Annotated in this window: 20 protein-coding genes; 13 read left to right on the forward strand and 7 right to left on the reverse strand. The window is 62.4% G+C overall.

Features of this window, described 5'->3' with window-relative positions; all coding sequences use genetic code 11:
* The first annotated feature begins 115 nt into the window (after positions 1-115).
* The 11 genes from aroQ (at position 116) to IFT99_RS15045 (ending at position 13,380) form a co-directional block, all read left to right on the forward strand.
* Positions 116-568 carry a type II 3-dehydroquinate dehydratase gene (aroQ, locus tag IFT99_RS14995; protein ID WP_065987726.1) on the forward strand — a complete coding sequence of 151 codons (453 nt, stop codon included), beginning with the start codon at positions 116-118 and terminating at the stop codon, positions 566-568.
* 80 nt (positions 569-648) lie between these two features.
* On the forward strand, positions 649-1,104 hold the full coding sequence (accB, locus tag IFT99_RS15000; protein WP_065987727.1) for an acetyl-CoA carboxylase biotin carboxyl carrier protein: 456 nt from the start codon (positions 649-651) through the stop codon (positions 1,102-1,104).
* A gap of 17 nt (positions 1,105-1,121) precedes the next feature.
* The gene (gene accC / locus IFT99_RS15005) at positions 1,122-2,471 is read left to right on the forward strand and encodes an acetyl-CoA carboxylase biotin carboxylase subunit (RefSeq protein WP_192133223.1); all 1,350 of its coding nucleotides are present in this window, start codon (positions 1,122-1,124) and stop codon (positions 2,469-2,471) included.
* A gap of 269 nt (positions 2,472-2,740) precedes the next feature.
* Complete coding sequence (gene prmA, locus IFT99_RS15010) at positions 2,741-3,619, forward strand: 50S ribosomal protein L11 methyltransferase (RefSeq protein WP_065987729.1); 879 nt, start codon at positions 2,741-2,743, stop codon at positions 3,617-3,619.
* A gap of 55 nt (positions 3,620-3,674) precedes the next feature.
* Entirely contained in the window at positions 3,675-5,054 is a 1,380-nt protein-coding gene (locus IFT99_RS15015) for a DUF3426 domain-containing protein (protein ID WP_192133225.1), read from the forward strand.
* 277 nt (positions 5,055-5,331) lie between these two features.
* Complete coding sequence (gene dusB, locus IFT99_RS15020) at positions 5,332-6,345, forward strand: tRNA dihydrouridine synthase DusB (RefSeq protein ID WP_192133227.1); 1,014 nt, start codon at positions 5,332-5,334, stop codon at positions 6,343-6,345.
* Positions 6,342-6,662, forward strand: coding sequence for a DNA-binding transcriptional regulator Fis (gene fis / locus IFT99_RS15025; protein WP_015093301.1), 321 nt, complete (start codon positions 6,342-6,344; stop codon positions 6,660-6,662). The genes dusB and fis overlap by 4 nt, the downstream gene beginning before the upstream one ends.
* Positions 6,663-6,740: 78 nt before the next feature.
* Entirely contained in the window at positions 6,741-8,348 is a 1,608-nt protein-coding gene (gene purH, locus IFT99_RS15030; protein ID WP_192133229.1) for a bifunctional phosphoribosylaminoimidazolecarboxamide formyltransferase/IMP cyclohydrolase, read from the forward strand.
* A gap of 183 nt (positions 8,349-8,531) precedes the next feature.
* Positions 8,532-9,827 (forward strand): phosphoribosylamine--glycine ligase, encoded by a 1,296-nt coding sequence (purD, locus tag IFT99_RS15035; protein WP_192133231.1) that lies wholly within the window; start codon positions 8,532-8,534, stop codon positions 9,825-9,827.
* Positions 9,828-9,920: 93 nt separating this feature from the next.
* Entirely contained in the window at positions 9,921-12,716 is a 2,796-nt protein-coding gene (locus IFT99_RS15040; protein WP_192133232.1) for a response regulator, read from the forward strand.
* Positions 12,717-12,783: 67 nt separating this feature from the next.
* On the forward strand, positions 12,784-13,380 hold the full coding sequence (locus IFT99_RS15045) for a MarC family protein (protein WP_065987735.1): 597 nt from the start codon (positions 12,784-12,786) through the stop codon (positions 13,378-13,380).
* 7 nt (positions 13,381-13,387) lie between these two features.
* Here IFT99_RS15045 and IFT99_RS15050 read toward each other — a convergent pair whose 3' ends face one another.
* The 7 genes from IFT99_RS15050 to cobG all read right to left on the reverse strand — a co-directional run bounded on the left by IFT99_RS15050 (position 13,388) and on the right by cobG (position 20,326).
* A complete protein-coding gene (locus tag IFT99_RS15050) occupies positions 13,388-14,026 on the reverse strand; it encodes a hypothetical protein (protein ID WP_192133234.1) in 639 nt (212 codons plus the stop codon).
* Positions 14,023-14,727: a hypothetical protein gene (locus IFT99_RS15055; RefSeq protein WP_192133237.1), complete on the reverse strand. Its 705-nt coding sequence runs from the start codon at positions 14,725-14,727 to the stop codon at positions 14,023-14,025. The genes IFT99_RS15050 and IFT99_RS15055 overlap by 4 nt, the downstream gene beginning before the upstream one ends.
* A gap of 48 nt (positions 14,728-14,775) precedes the next feature.
* Complete coding sequence (locus IFT99_RS15060) at positions 14,776-15,576, reverse strand: hypothetical protein (protein ID WP_065987738.1); 801 nt, start codon at positions 15,574-15,576, stop codon at positions 14,776-14,778.
* A gap of 338 nt (positions 15,577-15,914) precedes the next feature.
* Positions 15,915-17,624 (reverse strand): precorrin-3B C(17)-methyltransferase, encoded by a 1,710-nt coding sequence (gene cobJ / locus IFT99_RS15065; protein WP_192133238.1) that lies wholly within the window; start codon positions 17,622-17,624, stop codon positions 15,915-15,917.
* Entirely contained in the window at positions 17,624-18,355 is a 732-nt protein-coding gene (locus IFT99_RS15070) for a precorrin-2 C(20)-methyltransferase (RefSeq protein WP_192133292.1), read from the reverse strand. Before IFT99_RS15070 ends, cobJ begins: the two co-directional genes overlap by 1 nt.
* The gene (locus tag IFT99_RS15075) at positions 18,355-18,981 is read right to left on the reverse strand and encodes a precorrin-8X methylmutase (RefSeq protein WP_065987740.1); all 627 of its coding nucleotides are present in this window, start codon (positions 18,979-18,981) and stop codon (positions 18,355-18,357) included. The genes IFT99_RS15070 and IFT99_RS15075 overlap by 1 nt, the downstream gene beginning before the upstream one ends.
* A complete protein-coding gene (cobG, locus tag IFT99_RS15080) occupies positions 18,974-20,326 on the reverse strand; it encodes a precorrin-3B synthase (RefSeq protein ID WP_192133239.1) in 1,353 nt (450 codons plus the stop codon). The genes IFT99_RS15075 and cobG overlap by 8 nt, the downstream gene beginning before the upstream one ends.
* Before the next feature lie 208 nt (positions 20,327-20,534).
* Here cobG and cbiE point away from each other — a divergent pair, with 208 nt between their 5' ends.
* Both cbiE and IFT99_RS15090 read left to right on the forward strand, forming a co-directional pair.
* Complete coding sequence (gene cbiE / locus IFT99_RS15085; RefSeq protein WP_192133240.1) at positions 20,535-21,737, forward strand: precorrin-6y C5,15-methyltransferase (decarboxylating) subunit CbiE; 1,203 nt, start codon at positions 20,535-20,537, stop codon at positions 21,735-21,737.
* Positions 21,737-22,834, forward strand: coding sequence for a cobalt-precorrin-5B (C(1))-methyltransferase (locus tag IFT99_RS15090; RefSeq protein ID WP_192133242.1), 1,098 nt, complete (start codon positions 21,737-21,739; stop codon positions 22,832-22,834). The genes cbiE and IFT99_RS15090 overlap by 1 nt, the downstream gene beginning before the upstream one ends.
* Positions 22,835-22,844: the final 10 nt, after the last annotated feature.

Below are 22,844 nucleotides of genomic sequence, written 5' to 3' on the forward strand. Positions count from 1 at the left end.
GTGCTGAATATTGTGGGTAACTGGACAGTCCATCGTACTTTCCGGCATAGTCGCTGCCCATCAGCGGCTCACTCTGTACGTGAGCGTCGAAAACGCGAACAACAAGGAACACTCGATGGCGACCTTTCTGGTTCTTCACGGACCTAACCTGAACCTGCTGGGGACCCGTGAACCGGGGATCTATGGCTCGATCACGTTGGCCGATATCAACCAGGATCTGGAACAGCGTGCGCGCGAAGCCGGTCACCACCTGATGTACCTGCAGAGCAACGCTGAATACGAGTTGATCGATCGCATCCACGCTGCACGCGATGAAGGCGTGGACTTCATTCTGATCAATCCGGCTGCTTTTACGCACACAAGCGTCGCGATACGTGACGCGCTGCTGGGAGTGAGCATCCCATTCATCGAAGTGCACCTGTCAAACGTGCACAAGCGCGAACCTTTCCGCCATCACTCCTACTTTTCAGATGTTGCTGTAGGCGTGATCTGCGGCCTTGGCGCCAGCGGTTACCGACTGGCCCTGGAGGCCGCCCTGGAACAATTGGCCAAGCGTTCGGAGGCGTGAACGGCACAGTCCCGTACTGAGCCAGACCGCCGGAACCGGCTACCAAATCCCCCTGACCGTCCCTTGGGAGTTGATGATTAATGGATATCCGTAAAGTCAAGAAACTGATCGAACTGCTGGAAGAGTCCGGCATCGACGAACTGGAGATCCGTGAAGGCGAAGAATCCGTACGGATCAGCCGTCACAGCAAGACTCCAGCACAGCAGTACTACGCGCCTGCCCCGGTTGCCGCTCCGGCACCTGCCCCGGCTGCAGCCCCAGTGGCCGCAGCCGCCGAAGCACCCTCTGCTCCGAAGCTCAACGGCACTGTCGTCAAATCGCCAATGGTCGGCACCTTCTACCGCACTCCGGCGCCTGGCTCGCCAGCGTTCGTTGAAGTCGGCAAGACCGTCAAGAAAGGCGACACCATCTGCATCGTTGAAGCGATGAAAATGATGAACCACATCGAAGCTGAAGTCAGCGGCACGATCGAATCCATCCTGGTAGAAAACGGTCAGCCGGTTGAGTATGACCAGCCGCTGTTCACCATCGTTTGAACCGGGGAGAGCCTGCGATGTTGGAAAAAGTCCTGATCGCCAACCGCGGCGAAATCGCCTTGCGCATCTTGCGTGCCTGTAAAGAACTGGGCATCAAGACCGTCGCGGTCCATTCCACGGCAGACCGTGAGCTGATGCACCTTGGCCTGGCAGACGAAACTGTCTGTATCGGCCCGGCGCCAGCCAACCTGTCGTACCTGAACATTCCGGCCATTATTTCGGCTGCAGAGCTGACCGGCGCCACGGCGATTCACCCGGGCTACGGTTTCCTCGCGGAAAACGCAGACTTTGCCGAACAGGTCGAGAAATCCGGCTTCGCGTTCATCGGCCCTAAAGCCGAAACCATTCGCCTGATGGGCGACAAGGTTTCCGCCAAAGACGCCATGAAGCTTGCCAACGTGCCAACCGTTCCCGGTTCAGACGGCCCGCTGCCGGAAGACGAAGAGATCGCGCTGCGCATTGGCCGTGAAGTCGGCTACCCAGTGATCATCAAGGCCGCTGGCGGCGGTGGTGGTCGCGGCATGCGCGTGGTGCACAAGGAAGAAGACCTGATCGAAGCCGCCAAGCAGACCCGTGCTGAAGCGGCTGCCTGGTTCAGCAACCCGATGGTCTATCTCGAGAAGTACCTGACCAACCCACGTCACGTGGAAGTCCAGGTCATTTCCGACGGTCAGGGCCAGGCGATCCATCTGGGCGACCGCGACTGTTCGCTGCAGCGTCGTCACCAGAAGGTTCTGGAAGAAGCGCCTGCACCGTTCATCGACGAGCAAGCCCGCAAGGACGTGTTCGCGGCCTGTGTCAAAGCGTGCATCGACATCGGCTACCGTGGTGCTGGCACGTTCGAGTTCCTGTACGAGAACGGCCGTTTCTACTTCATCGAAATGAACACCCGTGTTCAGGTGGAGCACCCGGTTTCGGAAATGGTCACCGGTATCGACATCGTCAAGGAGATGCTCAGCATCGCCGCCGGCAACAAACTGTCGTACACCCAGGATGACGTGGTCATTACCGGGCATTCGCTGGAGTGCCGGATCAACGCAGAGGATCCGAAGACTTTTGTCCCGAGTCCGGGCCTGGTCAAGCATTTCCACGCGCCAGGCGGTAATGGCGTGCGTGTGGATTCGCACCTGTACAGCGGCTACAAGGTTCCGTCCAACTACGACTCGTTGATCGGCAAGCTGATCACCTGGGGCGCGACCCGCGAAGAAGCCATGGTGCGCATGCGTAACGCCCTGGATGAAATCGTGGTTGACGGGATCAAGACCAACATCCCGCTGCACCGTGATTTGACCCGTGATGAAGGCTTCTGCGAAGGCGGCGTCAACATCCACTACCTGGAACACAAACTGGCCGCTGACAAGCATTGATCTGCCAGTAAGTGCTACAGACCAACAAAGCCGCTCTCGAGCGGCTTTGTTGTTTTCGGGGCGTGCGATCTGGTTGTGGGGTGCGGCATTCAGTGGGACCGGCTTTAGCCGGGAAGAGGCCGGTCCGATCGCCATCAGGGTTGCGGTGTGAACACGGACGCCACAGATCGCGACACCCACTTTGTTGTTTCCCCACGAACCCCGTAAACTTGCCGGTCTTTCGTGGCCGTCGGCCGCATTTCAATTTTTCAACTCGAAGGTCACCCGCCATGCCTTGGCTGCAAGTCCGTCTCGCCATTAGCCCCGAACAAGCCGAAACCTACGAAGACGCCCTGCTCGAAGTCGGCGCCGTATCGGTGACGTTCATGGACGCTGAAGACCAGCCGATCTTCGAGCCAGAGCTGAACACCACGCCGCTGTGGTCGCACACGCACCTGCTGGCGCTGTTCGAAGCCGACACCGATGCCGATCACGTCCTCGCTCACCTGAGATTGCTCACCGACGCCGAGCTGCCGGAACACACCCATGAAGTGATCGAAGATCAGGACTGGGAACGCAGCTGGATGGACAACTTCAACCCGATGCGCTTCGGCCAGCGGTTGTGGATCGTGCCGAGCTGGCACGCCGCACCGGAGCCGGACGCCGTCAATCTGTTGCTCGACCCGGGCCTCGCATTCGGCACGGGTACTCATCCGACCACCGCGCTGTGCCTCGAGTGGCTCGACGGCCAGGACCTCGCCGGCTGCAACGTGCTGGACTTCGGCTGCGGCTCCGGCATTCTCGCCATCGCCGCACTGCTGCTGGGCGCTGAACAAGCCGTCGGCACCGACATCGACGTCCAGGCCCTGGAAGCGTCGCGCGACAATGCCGGCCGCAACAATGTCCCGGCCGAGAAATTCCCGCTGTATTTGCCTGAAGACCTGCCCCAGGTGCCGGCCGATGTGCTGGTGGCAAACATCCTCGCGGGCCCGCTGGTTGCTCTGGCGCCGCAGCTGGCGAGCCTGGTCAAACCCGGTGGCCGTCTGGCGCTGTCCGGTATCCTTGCCGAGCAAGGCGATGAAGTCGCTGCCGCGTACGCTGACACCTTCGAGCTGGACCCGATCGCCAACCGCGAGGGCTGGGTACGGATCACTGGTCGTCGCCGCTGACAGCCAGTTGCCCTAAGATCCAACCATCAGGCGCTCTTTAACCCCGGATACCCGCATGACCGACAGCTTCGTCACTCAGTGCCCGCATTGCCAGACCAGTTTCCGCGTCAGTCACGCCCAGTTGAGCGTGGCCCGAGGCATGGTGCGCTGTGGCTCATGCCTGCAGGTGTTCAACGCCGCGAAGCAACTGCTGGAACAACGCGCCGATGCAACGCCGGAAACGCCGTCGCCTTCCGCGCCGAACATCGAAAGCGTGGAGAAGACGCCGGAAATCCTCGCGCCACAATCCCTCGTCGTGACACAGCCAGCGCCGTTGCCGGTCAAGCGTGAAGAGCGTGAGGTGGACCTGGACAGCCTTGATCTGGACGATCTCGATGTCGAGCTGGCCCGTCTCGAACAGCGCGAGATTCAGCTGCCCGAGTCTTTCGGGCGTGTCAGCAAGGCGCGCGATCACGACGAAGTCGAGTCCTTCAGCGCCCGACGCGATGAGCCTGACGTCGCGCAGGAGTCGTGGGCCCACGGCATGAGTCACGAGGATGTCGACCGATTGCCCGAGCTGCGCGCCGAAGTCGTCGAGGAACGCGAAGCGCATACCGACCACTCGATAGACGAAGGCCCGCTGGACGAGCCCATCAATCAGCAGGAACGCCATCGCACCGAGCCTTCATTCTCGCTGAGCCCGGACGATCTGGGCGACGAACCCGATCACCCCCACTCGCTCAAGCCTCACGCCGACCCCGACGATGAGCCGTCCTCGGAACGCTTCTCCGCTCTGGACACCCACGAGCATCAGGATCGCCTCAGCGCCCGTGACGATGATGATGGCGACGATGAGCCTCCGCACGCCGCTGCCGACAAGCGTGGCGGCCGCAACGAACCGGGCCTGCGGGACAGGGCGCTGGTCGACCTGACGGATGACCCGCTGCAGTTGTCCTGGCAGAAACCCAAGCCACGCTGGGGACGGCGTCTGCTGTGGATGCTATTGATCCTGGTTGGGCTGGGCGCACTGGCCGGCCAATACATTGCGTACCACTTCGAAGAGCTGGCGCGACAGGATCAATACCGCCCCATTTTTATGGAGCTGTGCCCGTCCCTCGGCTGCAAGGTCCCGTCCAAGGTTGATATCAAACTGCTCAAGAGCAGCAACCTTGTCGTGCGCAGCCACCCCGAGTTTCAGGGCGCGCTGGTCGTCGACGCGATCATCTATAACCGTGCGTCATTCTCCCAGCCGTTCCCGCTGCTCGAACTACGCTTTGCCGATGCGACGGGTCAACTCATCGCCAGCCGTCGATTCAAACCGGGCGAGTACCTGAGCGGCGAGCTGGCGGGCAAGGACGAAATGCCACCCCAGACGCCGATTCACATCGCACTGGACGTCCTCGACCCGGGCCCCAAGGCGGCGAACTACAGCCTGAGCTTCCGTTCGCCGGAGTGAAAACCCGGGCGCGGCGGGTTTGTCCGCACCGAAATGCAGCACCTTGCAAGGGACGGGATGCCCGAAATCCGACGACACTTTTATGACAATACCGGCCTAAACCTAACCGTTCGCGTTAAGAACGGAACTGTTCAGATTTTATCCAATTCAGCCTTTATCCAGTCATCGAGAGCGGGTATCATGCCCACCCTTTTTCATACTCTGGGTCCCGTCTGAATTGGCGCTGAAGCACTTTTCGGACCAGACCTCGTGATTCGGCCCCACAACAGGTCACCCTATGTCGGCGGTACGCATCGGCCCTTACACATTGCGAAACGGCTTGATTCTCGCCCCGATGGCGGGTGTCACTGACCAGCCATTCCGACAACTCTGTCGCCAGCTCGGCGCAGGCCTGGTGGTCTCGGAAATGGTCACCAGCGACATGAGCCTCTGGAACAGCCGCAAGTCGCGGTTGCGCATGATTCACGAAGGCGATCCCGAGCCACGCTCGGTACAGATCGCTGGCGGGGACCCGCAGATGCTTGCGGACGCAGCACGCGCCAACGTCGAACTCGGCGCGCAGATCATCGACATCAACATGGGTTGCCCGGCAAAAAAGGTCTGCAACAAAGCCGCTGGCTCAGCGCTGTTGAAAGATGAACAGTTAGTGACTGAAATCCTGCACGCGGTGGTCGCGGCAGTCGAGGTACCGGTCACGCTGAAGATTCGCACCGGCTGGGACCGGGCGAACAAGAATGGTCTGACCGTCGCCAGAATTGCCGAACAAGCCGGCATTCAGGCGCTGGCGGTGCACGGGCGAACCCGTGCCGACCTCTACACCGGTGAAGCCGAGTACGACACCATCGCCGCCATCAAGCAGGCGGTGTCCATCCCGGTGTTTGCCAACGGCGACATCGATTCACCGGAAAAGGCCCGCTACGTCCTCGACGCAACCGGCGCCGACGGGCTGTTGATTGGCCGGGCCGCCCAGGGGCGCCCATGGATTTTTCGCGAGATAGAACACTACCTGCAGACCGGGGAAAAACTTCCAGGCCTGCCCGTCAGTGAAGTGGAACGCATTCTGCTAGAGCATCTGGCTGCGCTTCACACCTTCTATGGCGACGTGATGGGCGTGCGAATCGCCCGTAAACACGTCGGCTGGTACCTCGCAACGTTGCCGGGCGCCAAGGAGTTTCGCGCCCTTTTCAACCGTTTGGAAGATACAGAAGCACAGTGCGCCAACGTTCGGGAGTTCTTTTCCCAGCGCGATAAATCCCTCCCAGCAGGGAACGAAGAAGAGGTGGCCGCATGACGATGATGACTGAGACTTTAGTGAGTGGAACAACACCCGTGAGCGACAACGTCAATTTGAAACAACACCTCAATACGCCGAGCGAAGAGGGTCAGACCCTGCGCGGAAGCGTCGAGAAGGCGTTGCACAACTACTTCGCTCATCTGGAAGGTGCGGCCGTCACTGATGTCTACAACCTGGTGCTCTCGGAAGTCGAGGCGCCGTTGCTCGAGTGCGTGATGAACTACGTCAAGGGCAACCAGACCAAGGCCTCCGAGATGCTGGGGCTGAATCGCGGCACCCTGCGCAAGAAACTCAAGCAGTACGACCTGCTGTAAGCATCCGAAAAACAAGCGACCTCACCTCAATGCGGTCGTTTTTTTTGCAAAATTCTTTTGCTTTTGATGGAAGTTGAGATGACCGACCAGACGACCCGCCTGCCGATCCGCCGCGCCTTGATCAGCGTATCCGACAAGACCGGTATCCTTGAATTTGCGCGTGAACTCCAAGCCCTCGGTGTCGAGATCCTCTCCACCGGTGGTACGTTCAAGCTGCTCAAGGACAACGGCGTTGCAGCGGTAGAAGTCGCCGACTACACCGGCTTCGCTGAAATGATGGATGGCCGGGTCAAGACACTGCACCCGAAAATCCACGGCGGCATCCTGGGTCGTCGCGGCATCGACGACGCCATCATGAGCGAACATGGCATCAAGCCGATCGACCTGGTCGCCGTGAATCTCTATCCGTTCGAAGCCACCGTTTCCAAGCCGGGCTGCGACCTGCCGACCGCCATCGAGAACATCGATATCGGCGGCCCGACCATGGTTCGCTCCGCCGCTAAAAACCATAAAGACGTCGCCATCGTCGTCAACGCCAGCGATTACACGAACGTGCTGGAAAGCCTCAAGGCCGGCGGCCTGACTTACGCGCAGCGCTTCGACCTGATGCTCAAGGCTTTCGAGCACACTGCGGCCTACGACGGCATGATCGCCAACTACCTGGGCAGCGTTGACCAGTCCGCTGACACCCTGAGCACCGAAGGCCGCAGCGCATTCCCGCGCACCTTCAACAGCCAGTTCATCAAAGCGCAGGAAATGCGCTACGGCGAGAACCCGCACCAGAGCGCGGCGTTCTACGTTGAAGCCAAGCCTGCCGAAGTCGGTATTGCGACCGCCACCCAACTGCAAGGCAAAGAGCTTTCCTACAACAACGTCGCCGATACCGACGCGGCGCTTGAGTGCGTGAAGAGCTTCGTCAAGCCTGCCTGCGTGATCGTCAAGCACGCCAACCCGTGCGGCGTTGCAGTAAGCCTGGATACAGAAGGCGGCATTCGTCAGGCCTACGAGCTGGCCTATGCCACCGATAGCGAATCGGCGTTCGGCGGCATCATCGCCTTCAACCGTGAGCTGGATGCCGAGACGGCCAAGGCTATCGTCGAGCGCCAGTTCGTCGAAGTGATCATCGCCCCGAGCGTCAGCGCTGAAGCCCAGGCCATCATCGCCAGCAAGGCCAACGTGCGCTTGTTGACCAGCGGCCAGTGGGACGCAGAGCGCGCGCCGGCCTGGGATTACAAGCGAGTCAACGGCGGCTTGCTGGTGCAGAGCCGCGACATCGGCATGATCGGCGCAGACGACTTGAAAGTGGTCACCCAACGCGCGCCGACCGAGCAGGAAGTTCACGACCTGATCTTCGCCTGGAAGGTCGCCAAGTACGTCAAGTCCAACGCCATCGTTTACGCCAAGAACCGGCAGACCATCGGCGTCGGCGCAGGCCAGATGAGCCGGGTGAACTCTGCCCGCATCGCGGCGATCAAGGCCGAACACGCCGGTTTGCAGGTGCAGGGCGCTGTCATGGCCTCCGATGCGTTCTTCCCGTTCAGGGACGGCATCGACAACGCGGCCAAGGTTGGCATCACGGCAGTGATCCAGCCAGGCGGCTCGATGCGTGACGCCGAAGTGATTGCAGCAGCGGACGAAGCGGGTATCGCGATGGTATTCACCGGCATGCGCCATTTCCGTCACTGATACGGTTTACGCTGCTGGCTATTGTAGGACCGGCTTCAGCCGGGAAAGCGGAATGACTGACCCGACATATGTGTCGGATGTACTGCCTTCTTCCCGGCTAAAGCCGGTCCCACAGTCTGCGTTCGCCGTCCCACACTGTTTGCGTTCGGATTTTTACGCGTCGTCGATATAGAGGTTTTGGAAATGAATGTTTTGATCATTGGCAGCGGTGGCCGTGAACACGCTCTGGCCTGGAAAGTCGCGCAGGACGCTCGTGTCGAGAAAGTCTTCGTCGCTCCCGGCAATGCCGGCACCGCCACTGAAGCCAAGTGTGAAAACGTCGCCATCGACGTGCTGGCGCTGGAGCAACTGGCTGACTTCGCCGAGAAGAACGTCGCGCTGACCATCGTCGGCCCGGAAGTGCCGTTGGTCGCCGGTGTTGTCGACCTGTTCCGCGCCCGTGGCCTGAAGTGCTTCGGCCCGACCAAGGACGCCGCACAGCTGGAAGGCTCCAAGGCATTCACCAAGGACTTCCTCGCGCGCCACAACATTCCCTCTGCCGACTACCAGAACTTCACTGAAATCGAACCGGCGCTGGCGTACCTGCAAGAGAAAGGTGCACCGATCGTCATCAAGGCCGACGGCCTGGCGGCGGGCAAAGGCGTGATCGTCGCGATGACCCTCGCAGAAGCAGAAGACGCCGTGCGCGACATGCTGGCCGGCAATGCTTTCGGCGACGCCGGTTCGCGCGTGGTGATCGAGGAATTCCTCGACGGCGAAGAAGCCAGCTTCATCGTCATGGTCGACGGCAAGAACGTACTGCCCATGGCCACCAGTCAAGACCACAAACGCGTCGGCGATGGCGACAGCGGCCCGAACACCGGCGGCATGGGTGCGTATTCCCCGGCCCCGGTGGTCACCGCCGAGGTTCACCAGCGCGTGATGGATCAAGTCATATGGCCGACCGTCCGGGGCATGGCCGCCGAGGGGAACATTTACACCGGTTTCCTCTATGCTGGTCTTATTATCGACAAGGCTGGCAATCCGAAAGTCATCGAATTCAACTGCCGTTTTGGCGATCCGGAAACCCAGCCTGTCATGCTGCGCCTGCAGTCGAGCCTGGTGACCCTGGTTGAAGCCGCTCTGGCGCAAACGCTGGATACGGTGGATGCTCATTGGGACCCGCGTCCGAGTCTGGGAATCGTGCTGGCAGCCGGCGGCTATCCGGCCGACTACGCCAAGGGCGACGAGATTCACGGGCTGGACGCTGCGGCCGCGTTGCCGGGCAAAGTGTTCCACGCTGGCACTGCGCTGCAGGATGGCCGTATCGTGACCTCCGGCGGTCGCGTGCTGTGCGCGACAGCGCTGGGCGACAGCGTTGGCGATGCGCAGAAACAAGCGTACGAGCTGGCTGCAAAGATTGACTGGAAAGGTTGTTTCTACCGCACGGACATCGGCTATCGCGCCATTGCCCGGGAACGCGGCGAAGATCTGGCGTGAGCCTCGGCCCGATCGGCGATTCCTCGTTGAGTCGCTGATCGGGCATCCGGTGCCCCAGAGTTAAACAGGCTTCATTCACGAAGGGATTTCGCCGTGCGCTGGCTCAGGATTGCCACTCGTTTGACCGTCACATTGCTGACCCTGCTCTGTATAACTTCGGCGGCCGCCGAGGTCGGTGCAGGCTGGTCAACCCTTGTCGACGATCAGTCAAACCTTAACCTCAGCGACATTCGCTCCCCCCATTACGAATCCCAATTCAGCCCGGTCGAACTCGACAAGGTGCGCGCGACCAATCGCGACGCCGCGCTGTGGCTGCACTACCGCCTGCCCCCGGCCACCCATGAACAACTGGTGCGGATCTTCGCGCCCGACCTGGCGACGGTCGACATGTACGTGCTCGACGGCGACAGCCTGATCGATCATTCGCGCTCCGGTAACCGGGTGCCGCGCGAAGCCCAACCCCTGCCGTCACTGGACTTCCTGCTGCCGGTGCCCCACAGCGACAAGCCGCTCGACCTGTATTTGCGCCTCAAGTCCGAGCAGGAGCTGCGCCCTAACATCACGCTGCAGTCCGCCGTCACCAGCGCCGCCGACGAGCGCCGCCCCCTGCTGCTCGGCCTGTTCTTCGGCTCGCTGGCCATGCTGATCGTGCAGAACCTCACGCGCTTCGCCCAGTCCCGCTCGATCAGCAGCTTGTGGCTGGCAGCGTGCGAGGCGTTTCTGGGGCTGAGTGCGCTGTTGCTGCTCAACCTTCAGGCGCCGTGGCTGCCGCGCTGGCATCTGGCGCAGACGCCGAGCGCTCACCTCGCCCTGCTCCTCGCCGCCGCGACCGGGCTGATGTACACCTACTGTTTCTTCGTTCAGCGCGGCGTCGAGATGCTCAATCGGCTGCTGATGGGCGTGCTGCTGGTGGTGGGCTTTGGTGCGCTCCTGGTGCTGTTCGTTGACACCCTGCCGCTGAACATCATGACGTTCCTGCTGGTGGCATTGACCACGGTCAGCATCACCCTCGTGTCGATATACCACCTGCAGAAGGGCTACTCCCCTGCCCGGCCGTTCGTGATCGCCATGATCGCGTTCAATCTCGGCAACCTCGTGGTACTGCCGGCCATGCTCTGGCTGACGAGTATTCCCGCGCAGACGCTGATCATCGGGGTGTTGGCGGTGTTTTGCCTGTGCGGCCTGCTGATGAGCATCGCCCTCAGCGAGCGTCATCGCAGCATCACTGAAGACAACTTCAGCATCAGCCGCGAACTCGCCGCCAGCACAGCGGAGATCAACGCCAAGGCCGAGTTTCTGGCGAAGATCAGCCACGAGATCCGCACCCCCATGAACGGCGTTCTGGGGATGACCGAGCTGCTGCTGGGCACGCCGCTGTCGGTCAAGCAGCGCGATTACGTGCAGACCATCCACAGTGCCGGCAACGAACTGCTGACCCTGATCAACGAGATCCTCGATATCACCAAGCTGGAGTCCGGTCAGATCGAGCTGGACGACGTACAGTTCGATCTCAATGCGATGATCGAGGACTGCCTGAGCATCTTCCGCGCCAAGGCCGAACAGCAAAGTGTCGAGCTGATCAGCTTCATTCAGCCCCAGGTGCCGCGCGTCATCAGCGGTGACCCGACACGCCTGCGGCAGACGCTGCTCAGCTTGCTGGAGAACGCCTTAAAGAAGACCGACGAGGGCGAGATCCTGTTGGTCGTCGCCCTCGACTCCCGCGGCGGCAAGCCACGACTGCGCATCGCCGTTCAGGACAGCGGCACGCCGCTGACGCCCAACGAGCGCGACGCGCTGCTGCACGCCGAATTGCACAGCAAGAATTTCCTGGCGGCCAGCAAGGTGGGCGGTCACCTGGGGCTGGTCATCGCCCGGCAGCTCATTCTGTTGATGAGCGGCGAGTTCGGCATTCAGAGCGGCACCAATCAGGGCAGCACGCTGTGGCTGAGTCTGCCCCTTGATGCACAACGACTGGAGCAGCCCCCCGCCGATCTGGACAGCCCGCCAAAAGGCGCGCGGGTTCTGGTGGTCGACGACAACGATACCTGCCGCAAGGTGCTGGTCCAGCAGTGCAGCGCGTGGGGGCTCAACGTCAGCGCCGTGCCATCGGGCAAAGAGGCGCTGGCGCTGCTGCGCACCAAGGCTCACCTGCGCGACTATTTCGATATCGTCCTGCTCGACCAGAACATGCCCGGCATGACCGGCATGCAACTGGCCGCCAAGATCAAGGAAGACCCGAGCCTGAACCACGACATTCTGTTGATCATGCTCACCGGCATCAGCAACGCGCCGAGCAAGATCATCGCGCGCAATGCCGGGGTTAAACGCATCCTCGCCAAACCGGTCGCCGGGTACACGCTGAAGACCACGCTGGCGGACGAGCTCAATCAGCGCAACATAGGCAATGCGCCCTTTTCTGCAGTCCCCGGGGCGATCGGCGATATCGACGTGCCCAGCGACTTCCGCATTCTGGTTGCCGAAGACAACAGCATTTCCACCAAGGTCATTCGTGGCATGCTCGGCAAGCTCAACCTGCAGCCGGACACGGCCAGCAATGGCGAAGAGGCGCTGCTGGCGATGAAGACCCGGCGCTATGACCTGGTGCTGATGGACTGCGAAATGCCGATCCTCGACGGGTTCTCGGCGACGCAGCAGTTCCGCGCCTGGGAAACCGGAAACCAGCGCATTCGCACCCCTGTGGTGGCATTGACCGCGCACATTCTGGCGGAGCACAAGGATCGCGCCCGACAGTCCGGCATGGACGGGCACATGTCCAAGCCGGTAGAGATGTCGCAGTTACGCGATCTGGTCGAATACTGGGTGGAGCAACGTGCCCGGGATGACGCAACCCGCGCCACCCGCGGCGAAGACCGTTACGAGCAAAACTGACCGCCAGGTGGCCGTTACGGGCTGATAGACTTGGCGCCGTCCCAGTCTGCCGCCATGAGCTCAAACCATGCTTCACGTGCTGTTCAGCGTTTACCTGAAGATGCTGGTGCTTTATAGCCCGTTCTTCGTCCTGTCCTGTTTCATCTCCCTGAGTCGCGGTTATTCGCGCAAGGAACGCCGACGCCTGGCGTGGAAGATCGCCTTCGCGACGCTGGTGTCCAGCGTCTTGCTGTACTTGTTCGGGCGGGTGATTTTCGGGGTGTTCGGCATTACCGCCGACGCCTTCCGTATTGGTGCCGGCAGCGTGCTGTTCATCTCCGCGCTGGCCATGGCGCAGGGCAAATCCGGCGTGCAGACCGACAACGTCCAGCAGGACGTTGCGATTGTGCCGCTGACCATCCCCATCACCGTCGGCCCCGGCACCATCGGCGCACTGCTTGTAATGGGCATCAGCCAGCCGCACTGGGATGACAAACTCACGGCCATCGTCAGCATCGCGCTGGCCAGCTTGACCGTCGGCGTCATCCTTTATCTGTCCAACAGCATCGAGCGGATTCTCGGCGATCAAGGCCTGCAGATTGTCAGCCGCCTGATGGGGTTGTTTGTGTGCGCGCTCGCCGCCCAGATCATTTTCACGGGCATCAAGGGCTACCTGCTGACCTGATGGGCGCTCAGATCGCAAAGGTCTGAATCGCCCGTGCGCCATGGCCGTCCAGCTCCCTGGCAACGGCATCTCGGTGTCTGGCGTAGTCGGTGCGGTCAAAACGGTAGACCCCTCCGGTGATGCGCAATGTCAGCTCACTGCGTGATTCAGACCAGAAGTCGAAATCCCTCGTCTCGACGTTGCCGGTCATCTGGATGCCGCACAGCAGCACCATCACATTGCCCGCAGAGTCCGTCGCGCACGGAATGACCTGAAAGCCGGCGATGACGCTGTTGGCGTTGATGCTCTCAAAAAAATGCGTCGCATAACGATGGATGCGCATGGACTGAAGCGACGCCTTCGCCTGTCGCGCCAACCGAGCGGAGCCGCGTGATTCGATAACACTGAAGCTGATTTCCTCCAGTTCCGACGCGCTCCCGATCACCATTGGTTCATGAATGATCGGGCTCAGTTTCCTGAAACTTCGTTGCTCCAGTGCCGTGCCATACCGGTATGCCCAGTAGGTGAAATGTTCATCCCGACTGACCTTACCCGCCACTCGCTCGGCTCGCAGCAGGCAGTCGAACAGGTCCTCGCGGTCCTGCCTCTTGATACCGGCAGACAGTGAGACCAGACCATTGCCGACTACCGCGCCTGTCGCGCTCATGCGTCAGCTCCCGCCAACGCGCACACCAGGCTGGGGCGACGACCCTCCAGCGCCTGGCTGACGTTTTTGCGCAGGGGCGTGTAGACCAGGTCCATGAGTCGCAGGGAATAGAAGCGCAGATCGATATTGCCGACGATATCGTGGGGCTGCAGCGTCTCGAACACAAAGTCGTCTTTCAGCGCAGTTCGGTGCGTGAAGCTCACGAGCGCAACGGACAGCCCTGCGTTCAGGTTCAGAAAGCCGAACTGCAGCACCACCTTCTGGCCTTTTTGCACGTCGTTTGTATCCCTCGGCACTAACGGCCCGAGCGCCTGGCGGGCCAACAGGTCGACTGCTGGCTGATTGGGTCGGCTGGAAGCAGAACGCCAGAGGGCCGACTCACTGTCAGACAGCATGTCGTTGGGCATGAAAATCGGCCACTTGCTCTTCAACCATCCCCACACCGAGCCGGGCCCGAGTTCCAGCGCCGGGCAACTCAACGTCTCATGGGTGTTCAGCGCCCAGCCGAAACGGATGAAAGCAGCGAGCCATGTGTCGTTCCAGGCAGAGGTGGAGGTAAAGCGAGCGTGTTTCTTGGTCGCCGCAAGCTGCGTGTACAGCACGCAATCGGCGGCGTCACTTTTCTGTAAGTCAGTACAGGCACTGTGCGTGAACAGCAGGCACCCTGCGCTGACCTGCGTTTCGATCATTCCCTGATGCATGGGCACATCTCCTTGAGAAGGAGGCGACGGGCGCCTCCCCCTATCTGATTAGATCTGGAATTCCTCGATGGCGGCTGAGGCGCTCTTGTTCAAACGCTGCTGGATCTGTGTACGCAGTGCCGCATAGACGCGTGTGTTCAACACCAGATGGTTCTCACCCCGGAAAGCTTGCACTTCAGCACTGTTCCATTCCCAAAAGAGGACGTTGGTGACAGCCGAATCGGTGGAGAAATTCACCGCACCCATCGCCAGGTTGACAGTGCCGTCGCTGGATTCAGTACAAGCGCCGATGCGGAAATTCGCGCCACGGTGGGTCTTGGTCTGACGCTCGAAAATTCGCAGCGGTTTTTCCTGGGCTTTCAGCGCGGCGACGGCATCACCGGCGACCTTCAGCATGGCGACGGACGCAGGCCCGGGCAGTGCGGCGGCGGCGATAGCGGAAGAGATGATCTCCAGCCCTGCTTGCTCCATGCTGAATCGACGGTGCGTCGAGTAATAGCGGCTGTACCTCCAGTTGGTGGAAAACCAGCCCAGCGTCGTCAACACCTTGTTGTATTGCTGGTACCACTGCTCGCTCTGCTTCTCCGGGTTGAACGCTTTGTTGGCGACGAGCGTGGCGAACAGAAGGGAGTCAATGACGTCGTCTTTGTTCTGCCGGGAAACGCCTTCGGCGAAGGCCAGCAGGTTGCCCGCCGCAACGGCACCTTGGCTTGGGTCGTCCGGGAGATCCGGAACAGCGTTATCCATTGCGGAGAAGTGCTCGATCAACGAGTGGGTGCAGTTGGCCATCTGGCACTGGTCGATGAAAGCACTGCGTTCGGCGTCGGTCATGCTTGTTTCATGTTTCATTCGTTAATCCTTTAACTGGCAGGTAAGTCCGTCGTGGACACCTCCGAGATTAACGAACATTGCCCGCCGCGCCACCCAAGGGTTGGTAGCCGGGTTCGGTACATTCAGGCACCTATTCCTACAAAGCGACGGCACCGCTGCTGGCCATGGGGAGAGCTAAACATCAAGCAAAGCAAGCGGTTGGCGGGCGCTTAGCGCAGGGCAACGGCAGTGGACGACGCGCCCAGTCGTCCACCGGCTGGCGTTTCTACAGGCGGCTGGATAGGTTTCGCCATCGACCGGCTGATAGGTCTGCGTCAGCTATGAGACAAATCCCACAGCACGAACCGAACAGTCACTCACGCCGGCTTGGCACCATACCAGCGCGGCGTGTAGACCCACGGCTGGCCATTGGCGCGAGGGAATACGCAGGTCAGCGACGACCCCACCAGCACCATTGTGCGCATGTCGACTTGCTCCGGCGTCAGCTCGCCGAGGGTGATGACCCGTAACGTCTGGGCGGGCCGGCCGATGTCGCGTCCCAGGGTCACCGGGGTGTCAGGGCCTCGATGCTGGCGGACGATTTCCAGGGCGCGCCCCAACTGCCAGGGCCGGGAGCGCGAGATCGGGTTGTAGAACGCCAGCGCCAGATCGGCCTGGCAGGCAAGGTCCAGCCGCTTCTCGATGATCTCCCACGGCTTGAGGTTGTCCGACAGGGACATGACGCAGAAGTCGTGGCCCAACGGGGCACCCGCCAGCGCGGCGGTTGCCAGCGAAGCCGACACGCCCGGCAGGATGTGCAGATCCACCCGGTGCCAGTCGGGATTGTCCGACTCATGCAGCGCTTCCAGCACCGCCGCCGCCATGGCGAAGACGCCGGGATCACCCGAAGAAACCACTACCACCGAGCGCCCTTCAGCGGCCAGCTCGAATGCGTGCCGGGCGCGCAGCATTTCTTCGCGGTTGTCGGTGCAGTGCAGCACCTGGTCGGCGCGGAACGGCCCGGCCATGCGCACATAAGTTTCGTAGCCCAGCACATCGTTGGCGCGCGCCAGCTCGGCTTTAACGGCGGGAATCATGAAGTCGGTAGCGCCCGGGCCGAGGCCGATCACCGCCAGCCGCCCCCGTGCACAGCCAATCTGCTGAACCTCCAGCGGCTGCGGCGCGACAGCAATGGCAATGCCCGCCGCCGGGGTGAGCGGTGGCAACAGTTGTGGCAATACCTGCTGGGTCATTTCCGCAGGGGTACCGGCGGCGGTGAAACGCAACGGTACGCCCAGTGATTCGGCAGCCGCGTGCAGCGCCGGACTGGCCATCTCGGCCTTGCTGGCCAGTAAACAACCCAGCGCCTGCACGGCAATGCGCGAATCGTGGAGCGCGTTTTTTACCGCCTCGGCGGGATCGGCCAGATCACCGCTCAGCGCCACCAGCACATTGCGCGGATAGATCAGCAGCTCGTGATCGCTGGGCTCGCGCTCGGCGTAACCCACATGGATCGCCAGCTGCGCCTGATCATCCTCAGGCAACTGCGCCTGGGCCAACCAGGGCGCCGCGCCCTCGACACGCACGCTTTCGCCCGACAGCAAGTCGCTGACGAAGCGCTTGCCCAGCTCCAGGTCGCCGAGCGCGTAACCGGCTGGAGGGTTAAGCAGGCAGGTGCCGAAGCGCAACTCGCCACTGGTGGTGATAGCTGCTGCGGTGTTCAGCGCGGCGGCCACTTCCCGGGCCATGACGTTGACGCCACCCAGTCCGCCCAGCAGCGGCACTACTGCGCTGCCATCCTCGGCAACGGCGAGCACCGGCGGCTCGACGCCCTTCTCCAGCAACACCGGCGCCAACGTGCGAATGACGATGCCCGCTGCGCACAGCGCGATGATCGGCGTGTCTTGCTGATACAGCTGACGCAGTGTCGCGCCAAACTCCGAGTAGCTGCGGTCGGCCTCTTCGACGCGCCCGGCCAGCCCGTAAATCAGCGATTGGGGGTACAGCTGCTGGATACGTCGCGCCGTCGCCAGCGCGCCTTTGCCCAGGATGACAATCGCCGGAGCCTTGATGCTGGTCGTGACCATCAGCCTTGCCACCGTTCGCCGGGGACAATGATCAGCGAGAAATACGGCGACGACATCGGGTCAACCTCGGCCAGCGGCACGATCTTCTGATTGGCCATGGTCGCGCGCTCAACGTACAGCGCGCGCTCCGCCAAGCCGGTTTCCACCAGCACCTGACGCACTTTCGGCAGGTTGCGCCCCAGCTTCATGATCACCGCAGCGTCGGCATCCTGAAGCTTGCGTTTGAGTTCCTCGGCGGACAACACGCCAGACAGCACAGACAGGCTTTGATTGCGGTACACCAGCGGCGCACCCAGCACCGACGCGCCGCCGAGCATCGAGCAGACACCGGGAATCACTTCGGCTTCGTAGCGATCGGACAGACGATCGTGGAGGTACATGTAAGACCCGTAGAACATCGGGTCGCCTTCGCAGATCACCGCCACGTCGCGTCCGGCGTCCAGATGCGCCGCCACATCGGCGCTGCTGCGGTCGTAGAACTCGCTGATCACTTGCTCGTAAGACAGGTGAACGGGCAAAGCCTCGGTGGTCACCGGGTACACCAGCGGCATCAGCGTCTGAGCCTGCTGCAGATGGCCTTCGATGATGCCGAACGCGTTGCCTTTCTTGCCCTTGGCGACAAAGTACGCGACCACCGGCGACTCGCGCAGCAGGCGCAGCGCCTTGACGGTAATGAGTTCCGGATCACCCGGCCCCACGCCCAGGCCAATCAGACGACCGCGGGGTGCCATCATTCGATCTCCGTGGCGAGTGAGTTGACCGCCGCCGCCGCCATGGCACTGCCGCCGCGACGGCCCTGCATGATCACGTAAGGCACGCCGCGACTGTCGGCAGCCAGCATGTCCTTGGATTCAGCGGCGCCGACGAAGCCCACCGGGAAACCCAGGATCAACGCGGGTTTCGGCGCGCCGGCGTCGAGCATTTCCAGCAGATAGAACAGCGCGGTCGGCGCGTTGCCGATCACCACAACCGCGCCTTCCAGATGCGGGCGCCACAGCTCCAGCGCAGCGGCCGAGCGAGTGTTGCCCAGCTCCCGCGCCATCTCGGGCACGCGTTCGTTCTTCAGGGTGCAGATCACTGGGTTGTTGGCGGGCAGGCGAGTGCGCGTGACGCCTTCGGCGACCATGTGTGCGTCACACAGAATCGGCGCACCGGCGGCCAGCGCGCGGCGACCTGCCGTGCCCGCGCCCGGCGAGAAGCGCAGGCCTTCGACCGCATCGACCATGCCGCAGGCATGAATCACCCGTACGGCGAGTTTTTCCAGGTCGGCCGGGATGGAATCGAGCCGGGCTTCGGCACGAATGATCGCGAAGGAGTTACGGTAGATCTCCTGGCCGTCGCGGATGTAATCAATCATCGGTGTTGCTCCGTGAGTCGGCGGTCAACAACGCGCCGACTGCTTCAATAGTGAGGTCACGTGCATGCAGATCGCCGAACCCGGCCTTTTCTGCATGACGAAAATAAAGGTCGTAACGACCGGGCGACGCTGCCAGCAGGGTCACCGGTGCCACATGGGCAGCAGCACACGAACGCGCGCAGCCGGATAGGTGCACCGCGCGGCTGATGGCGTTTTCTTGCAGCAATGCGGCCAGACGCAGCCCGTCGGCCTTGGTGTCAGCCAGCCCTTTAGCGCAGGCAGCGGAGCCGGTGCAGGCGACGATTTTCGACAGTGCTTGAGCGGCATCGACGAGCAGGCCCGCCCGACCCAAGCCATCCACTGCGAGCGCTGACTTTTCCGCCGGGACATTGCGCAGCGTCAGGCTTTGCCACGGCGTCATGCACAACTGGCCGTCGCCAAACGCAGTCGCCAATCGGGCGGCTTCACGCAACATGGACGGCCGCAGACGCCCCAACGGCACGCCTGCGCCCACGGCCACCACGCCGGCTGTTGCCTGGGCGTACGTGCCGATGTGCGCAAAAGAGCGGATCGGTTCGCGCCGCCAGCTGGTTACTTTTTGATCAACCACGAATGGCTGCGGCAAACGCGCGGCGACGTGTTCGAGGAATCGGTGCACGGGCGTTTCTTTCAGCAGATCGCGCATGCGCGCCTGATCGGGCCGAGCGAGATCCAGAAAGGTTTCCAGCACCGCGACCACCCATGCGTGCGCTGCTTCCGGCGCCACTGCAGCCACCGGTGAGTCGGTCGCCGGACAGCCCGCCAGCCCGAAACCCAGCAGCGTCCGGCCATCGACCTGCAACGCTGACAGCCAGACGTCATGGGGATGCTCGAGCATCGCCAACCCCTCGCCGCCGTCCAGCGACAAGGCAAATTTGGGCGACAGCTCATGGAAACGCGGGTGGTGCTCAAGGGTATGCAGGATCTGCCCGGCCAGCGGACGCACGTCCAGCAGTTGCTGCGGATCGATGCCTGCGGTCGGGCTGAGCATCAGATTGCGTACGTCGTCACTGGCCGGATTGCTTGGCCCCAGACCGGCATCGAGCAGGCAGGCGATCAGCCCGTCATGGTTGGCGCCTATACCGCGAATCTGCAGATTGCCGCGATTGGTCGCCTCGATCACACCGCCGGCGAACCCCTCGGCAGCATCCGCCACGGCCAGCGCCTGATCCGCTGAAAGCACCCCGCCCGGCAGCTTGATCCGGCAGATGCCGCCATCCAGCGCCGGGACGATACGCAGCAACCCCGGGCAAGCCGAGGGGCGAATGGGCGTAGCGGAGGGGCGAGCGGACAACGGCTCGGTCAATGGATCACCTGGTGCGAATGGGCGGACGCAAAGAGAAACGAAAAGTTACAGGGGCCGTATTATGCCTGCTTTGGCCGCTGCCATGAAAAGACGCTCTGTCGGATTCACAAAGCCATACGAACCGGCCCCGTCGGCGCGGTATCATGCCGGCCACTTTCACAGGCCGAGCAGGCGGGCCTGTTGCACGCAATCGGGTTGAGGGCAATTCATGTCACCGTGGCTGACAGTCGTGGGAATCGGTGAGGACGGCTATAAAGGTCTGGGCCGAAACGCTCGGCACGCGCTGCTGCAGGCGCGGCAGGTGTTCGGCGGCCCGCGGCAGCTGGCCTTGCTGCCGCCGTGCATTCAGGCCGAGCAGCGCCAGTGGCCGAGCCCGTTTTCCCTGAGCCCGGTGCTGGAGCAGCGTGGCTACCCGATCTGCGTGCTGGCCAGCGGCGACCCCATGTTGTTCGGCGTCGGCGCGAGCCTGTCGAAACAGGTCTCCATCGATGAGATGCGGGTGATTCCCGCGCCGTCTTCTTATTCGCTGGCGGCGGCCCGTCTGGGTTGGGCGTTGCAGGACGTGGTGACGCTGTCGGTCGTCGCCCGCCCGGTCGCGGCCTTGAATGCTCACCTGCAACACGGCCTGCGCCTGCTGGTGCTGAGCAACGACGGCTCCAGCCCGGCGGCCATCGCGGCGCAGCTTCGCGAACGCGGGTTTGGCCCGAGCCCCATGATCGTGCTCGAACACTTAGGCGGCAGCGCCGAGCGACAGATCGAAGGCACCGCCGGTGAGTGGAACGCCACGGACATCGCGGCGCTGAACCTGGTCGCCATCGAATGCCGCGCCCAGCCTGATGCATTGCGTCTTTCGCCACTGGGCGGTCTGCCGGACGAGGCATTTCGGCATGACGGTCAGCTCACCAAGCGCGACGTGCGGGCCATCACCCTGGCAAGGCTCGCCCCTGTTCCCGGTGAACTGCTGTGGGACGTGGGCGCAGGCTGCGGCTCCATCGGCATCGAGTGGATGCGCGCGCACCCGACCTGCCGCGCCATCGCCGTCGAGGCGGATGAGGGACGGCAACCACTGATCGAATTCAACCGCGATGCGCTGGGTGTGCCAGGCCTGCAACTGATTCGCGGACGTGCGCCCGATGCGCTGGAAGGCCTTGAACAACCGGACGCGATCTTCATCGGCGGCGGCGTAACGCGCGAGGGTGTGCTGCCTGCATGCTGGCAGAGCCTGCGTTCGGGCGGTCGACTGGTCGCCAATGCCGTCACGCTGCAAAGCGAAGCGATGCTGGTTAACTGGCGCGAGCAATACGGCGGCGAACTGACCCGCATTCACCTGGCCCACGCCAAACCACTGGGCGAGTTCGACACCTGGCGTCAGGCGCTGCCGATCACCTTGCTCGAAGCGATCAAACCCTGATGCGCGAAGAAACCGCCGAACAGCCTGCGCCATTACGCAGCGGCTTGACCACTGGCAGCTGCGCCACGGCGACGTCCCTCGCCGCCGCGCGCCTGTTGCTGGCCGGCGAGACCAACGATGCCATCGAAATCACGCTGCCCAAAGGCAAGTGCGTGCAGATGCGCCTGGAATTCTGCCGTCTGATTGCGGGCGGCGCCGAGGCCGGCACGCTCAAGGATGCCGGTGACGATCCGGACGTTACCCACGGCGCGCTGGTGTCTGCCCAAGTCAGGCTGGTCCCTGAGCCCGGCGTGCGATTTGTCGCGGGCGAAGGCGTGGGTACCGTCACCCGCCCAGGTTTGGTGCTGGGTGTCGGCGAGCCGGCGATCAATCCGGTGCCGCGCAGGATGATGGCCGAACACCTGACGCATCTGGCCCAAGAGGTGAGCTATGGCGGCGGGTTTGAAGTGACGGTCTGCGTCGAAAACGGCAGCGCGCTGGCTTTGAAAACCATGAACCCGCGGTTGGGGATTCTCGGCGGCCTGTCGATTCTGGGCACCAGCGGGATCGTTCGTCCCTTCTCCTGCGCGGCGTACATCGCGTCGATCCACCAGGGCATCGACGTCGCGCGCACCAACGGTTACCAGCACATCGCTGCCTGCACCGGCAACGCCAGCGAAGACACGATGCGTCGCGTGTATCAGATCCCAGACATCGCACTGATCGAGATGGGGGATTTTGTCGGCGCTGTGCTCAAGCACCTGCGCAAAACCCCGGTAGAGCGGCTCAGTGTCTGCGGCGGTTTCGGCAAGATCAGCAAGCTGGCGGCGGGCCATATGGACCTGCACAGTCGCCACTCCAGTATCGATCTGGTTCAGCTCGCGCGCTGGGCTGCCGATGTGGGCGCGGACGCCGAGCTGCAACAGAACATTCGCCAGGCCAACACCAGTCAGCAAGCGCTGGCCATGGCCTCCGCCGTCGGCATCGCGCTGGGTGATGCGGTCTGTCAGCACGCGCTGGATTTCGCCCGCAGCGTGGTGCCGGCGCAGGTTGAGGTCGAGGTCTTCGCCATCGACCGGCAGGGCGGGATCGTCGGCCACGCGGGAGGTTTTGATTGAACTCACACAC

It is taken from the genome of Pseudomonas sp. CFBP 8772 (genome assembly GCF_014841665.1).
Taxonomy (GTDB): domain Bacteria; phylum Pseudomonadota; class Gammaproteobacteria; order Pseudomonadales; family Pseudomonadaceae; genus Aquipseudomonas; species Aquipseudomonas graminis_B.

What these genes read in the sequence shown, in the direction of transcription:
- aroQ (WP_065987726.1), top strand. Translation starts at nt 116, where the DNA reads ATGGCGACCTTTCTGGTTCTTCACGGACCTAACCTGAACCTGCTGGGG.
- accB (WP_065987727.1), top strand. Translation starts at nt 649, where the DNA reads ATGGATATCCGTAAAGTCAAGAAACTGATCGAACTGCTGGAAGAGTCC.
- accC (WP_192133223.1), top strand. Translation starts at nt 1,122, where the DNA reads ATGTTGGAAAAAGTCCTGATCGCCAACCGCGGCGAAATCGCCTTGCGC.
- prmA (WP_065987729.1), top strand. Translation starts at nt 2,741, where the DNA reads ATGCCTTGGCTGCAAGTCCGTCTCGCCATTAGCCCCGAACAAGCCGAA.
- IFT99_RS15015 (WP_192133225.1), top strand. Translation starts at nt 3,675, where the DNA reads ATGACCGACAGCTTCGTCACTCAGTGCCCGCATTGCCAGACCAGTTTC.
- dusB (WP_192133227.1), top strand. Translation starts at nt 5,332, where the DNA reads ATGTCGGCGGTACGCATCGGCCCTTACACATTGCGAAACGGCTTGATT.
- fis (WP_015093301.1), top strand. Translation starts at nt 6,342, where the DNA reads ATGACGATGATGACTGAGACTTTAGTGAGTGGAACAACACCCGTGAGC.
- purH (WP_192133229.1), top strand. Translation starts at nt 6,741, where the DNA reads ATGACCGACCAGACGACCCGCCTGCCGATCCGCCGCGCCTTGATCAGC.
- purD (WP_192133231.1), top strand. Translation starts at nt 8,532, where the DNA reads ATGAATGTTTTGATCATTGGCAGCGGTGGCCGTGAACACGCTCTGGCC.
- IFT99_RS15045 (WP_065987735.1), top strand. Translation starts at nt 12,784, where the DNA reads ATGCTTCACGTGCTGTTCAGCGTTTACCTGAAGATGCTGGTGCTTTAT.
- IFT99_RS15050 (WP_192133234.1), bottom strand. Translation starts at nt 14,026, where the DNA reads ATGAGCGCGACAGGCGCGGTAGTCGGCAATGGTCTGGTCTCACTGTCT.
- IFT99_RS15055 (WP_192133237.1), bottom strand. Translation starts at nt 14,727, where the DNA reads ATGCATCAGGGAATGATCGAAACGCAGGTCAGCGCAGGGTGCCTGCTG.
- IFT99_RS15060 (WP_065987738.1), bottom strand. Translation starts at nt 15,576, where the DNA reads ATGAAACATGAAACAAGCATGACCGACGCCGAACGCAGTGCTTTCATC.
- cobJ (WP_192133238.1), bottom strand. Translation starts at nt 17,624, where the DNA reads ATGGTCACGACCAGCATCAAGGCTCCGGCGATTGTCATCCTGGGCAAA.
- IFT99_RS15070 (WP_192133292.1), bottom strand. Translation starts at nt 18,355, where the DNA reads ATGGCACCCCGCGGTCGTCTGATTGGCCTGGGCGTGGGGCCGGGTGAT.
- IFT99_RS15075 (WP_065987740.1), bottom strand. Translation starts at nt 18,981, where the DNA reads ATGATTGATTACATCCGCGACGGCCAGGAGATCTACCGTAACTCCTTC.
- cbiE (WP_192133240.1), top strand. Translation starts at nt 20,535, where the DNA reads ATGTCACCGTGGCTGACAGTCGTGGGAATCGGTGAGGACGGCTATAAA.
- IFT99_RS15090 (WP_192133242.1), top strand. Translation starts at nt 21,737, where the DNA reads ATGCGCGAAGAAACCGCCGAACAGCCTGCGCCATTACGCAGCGGCTTG.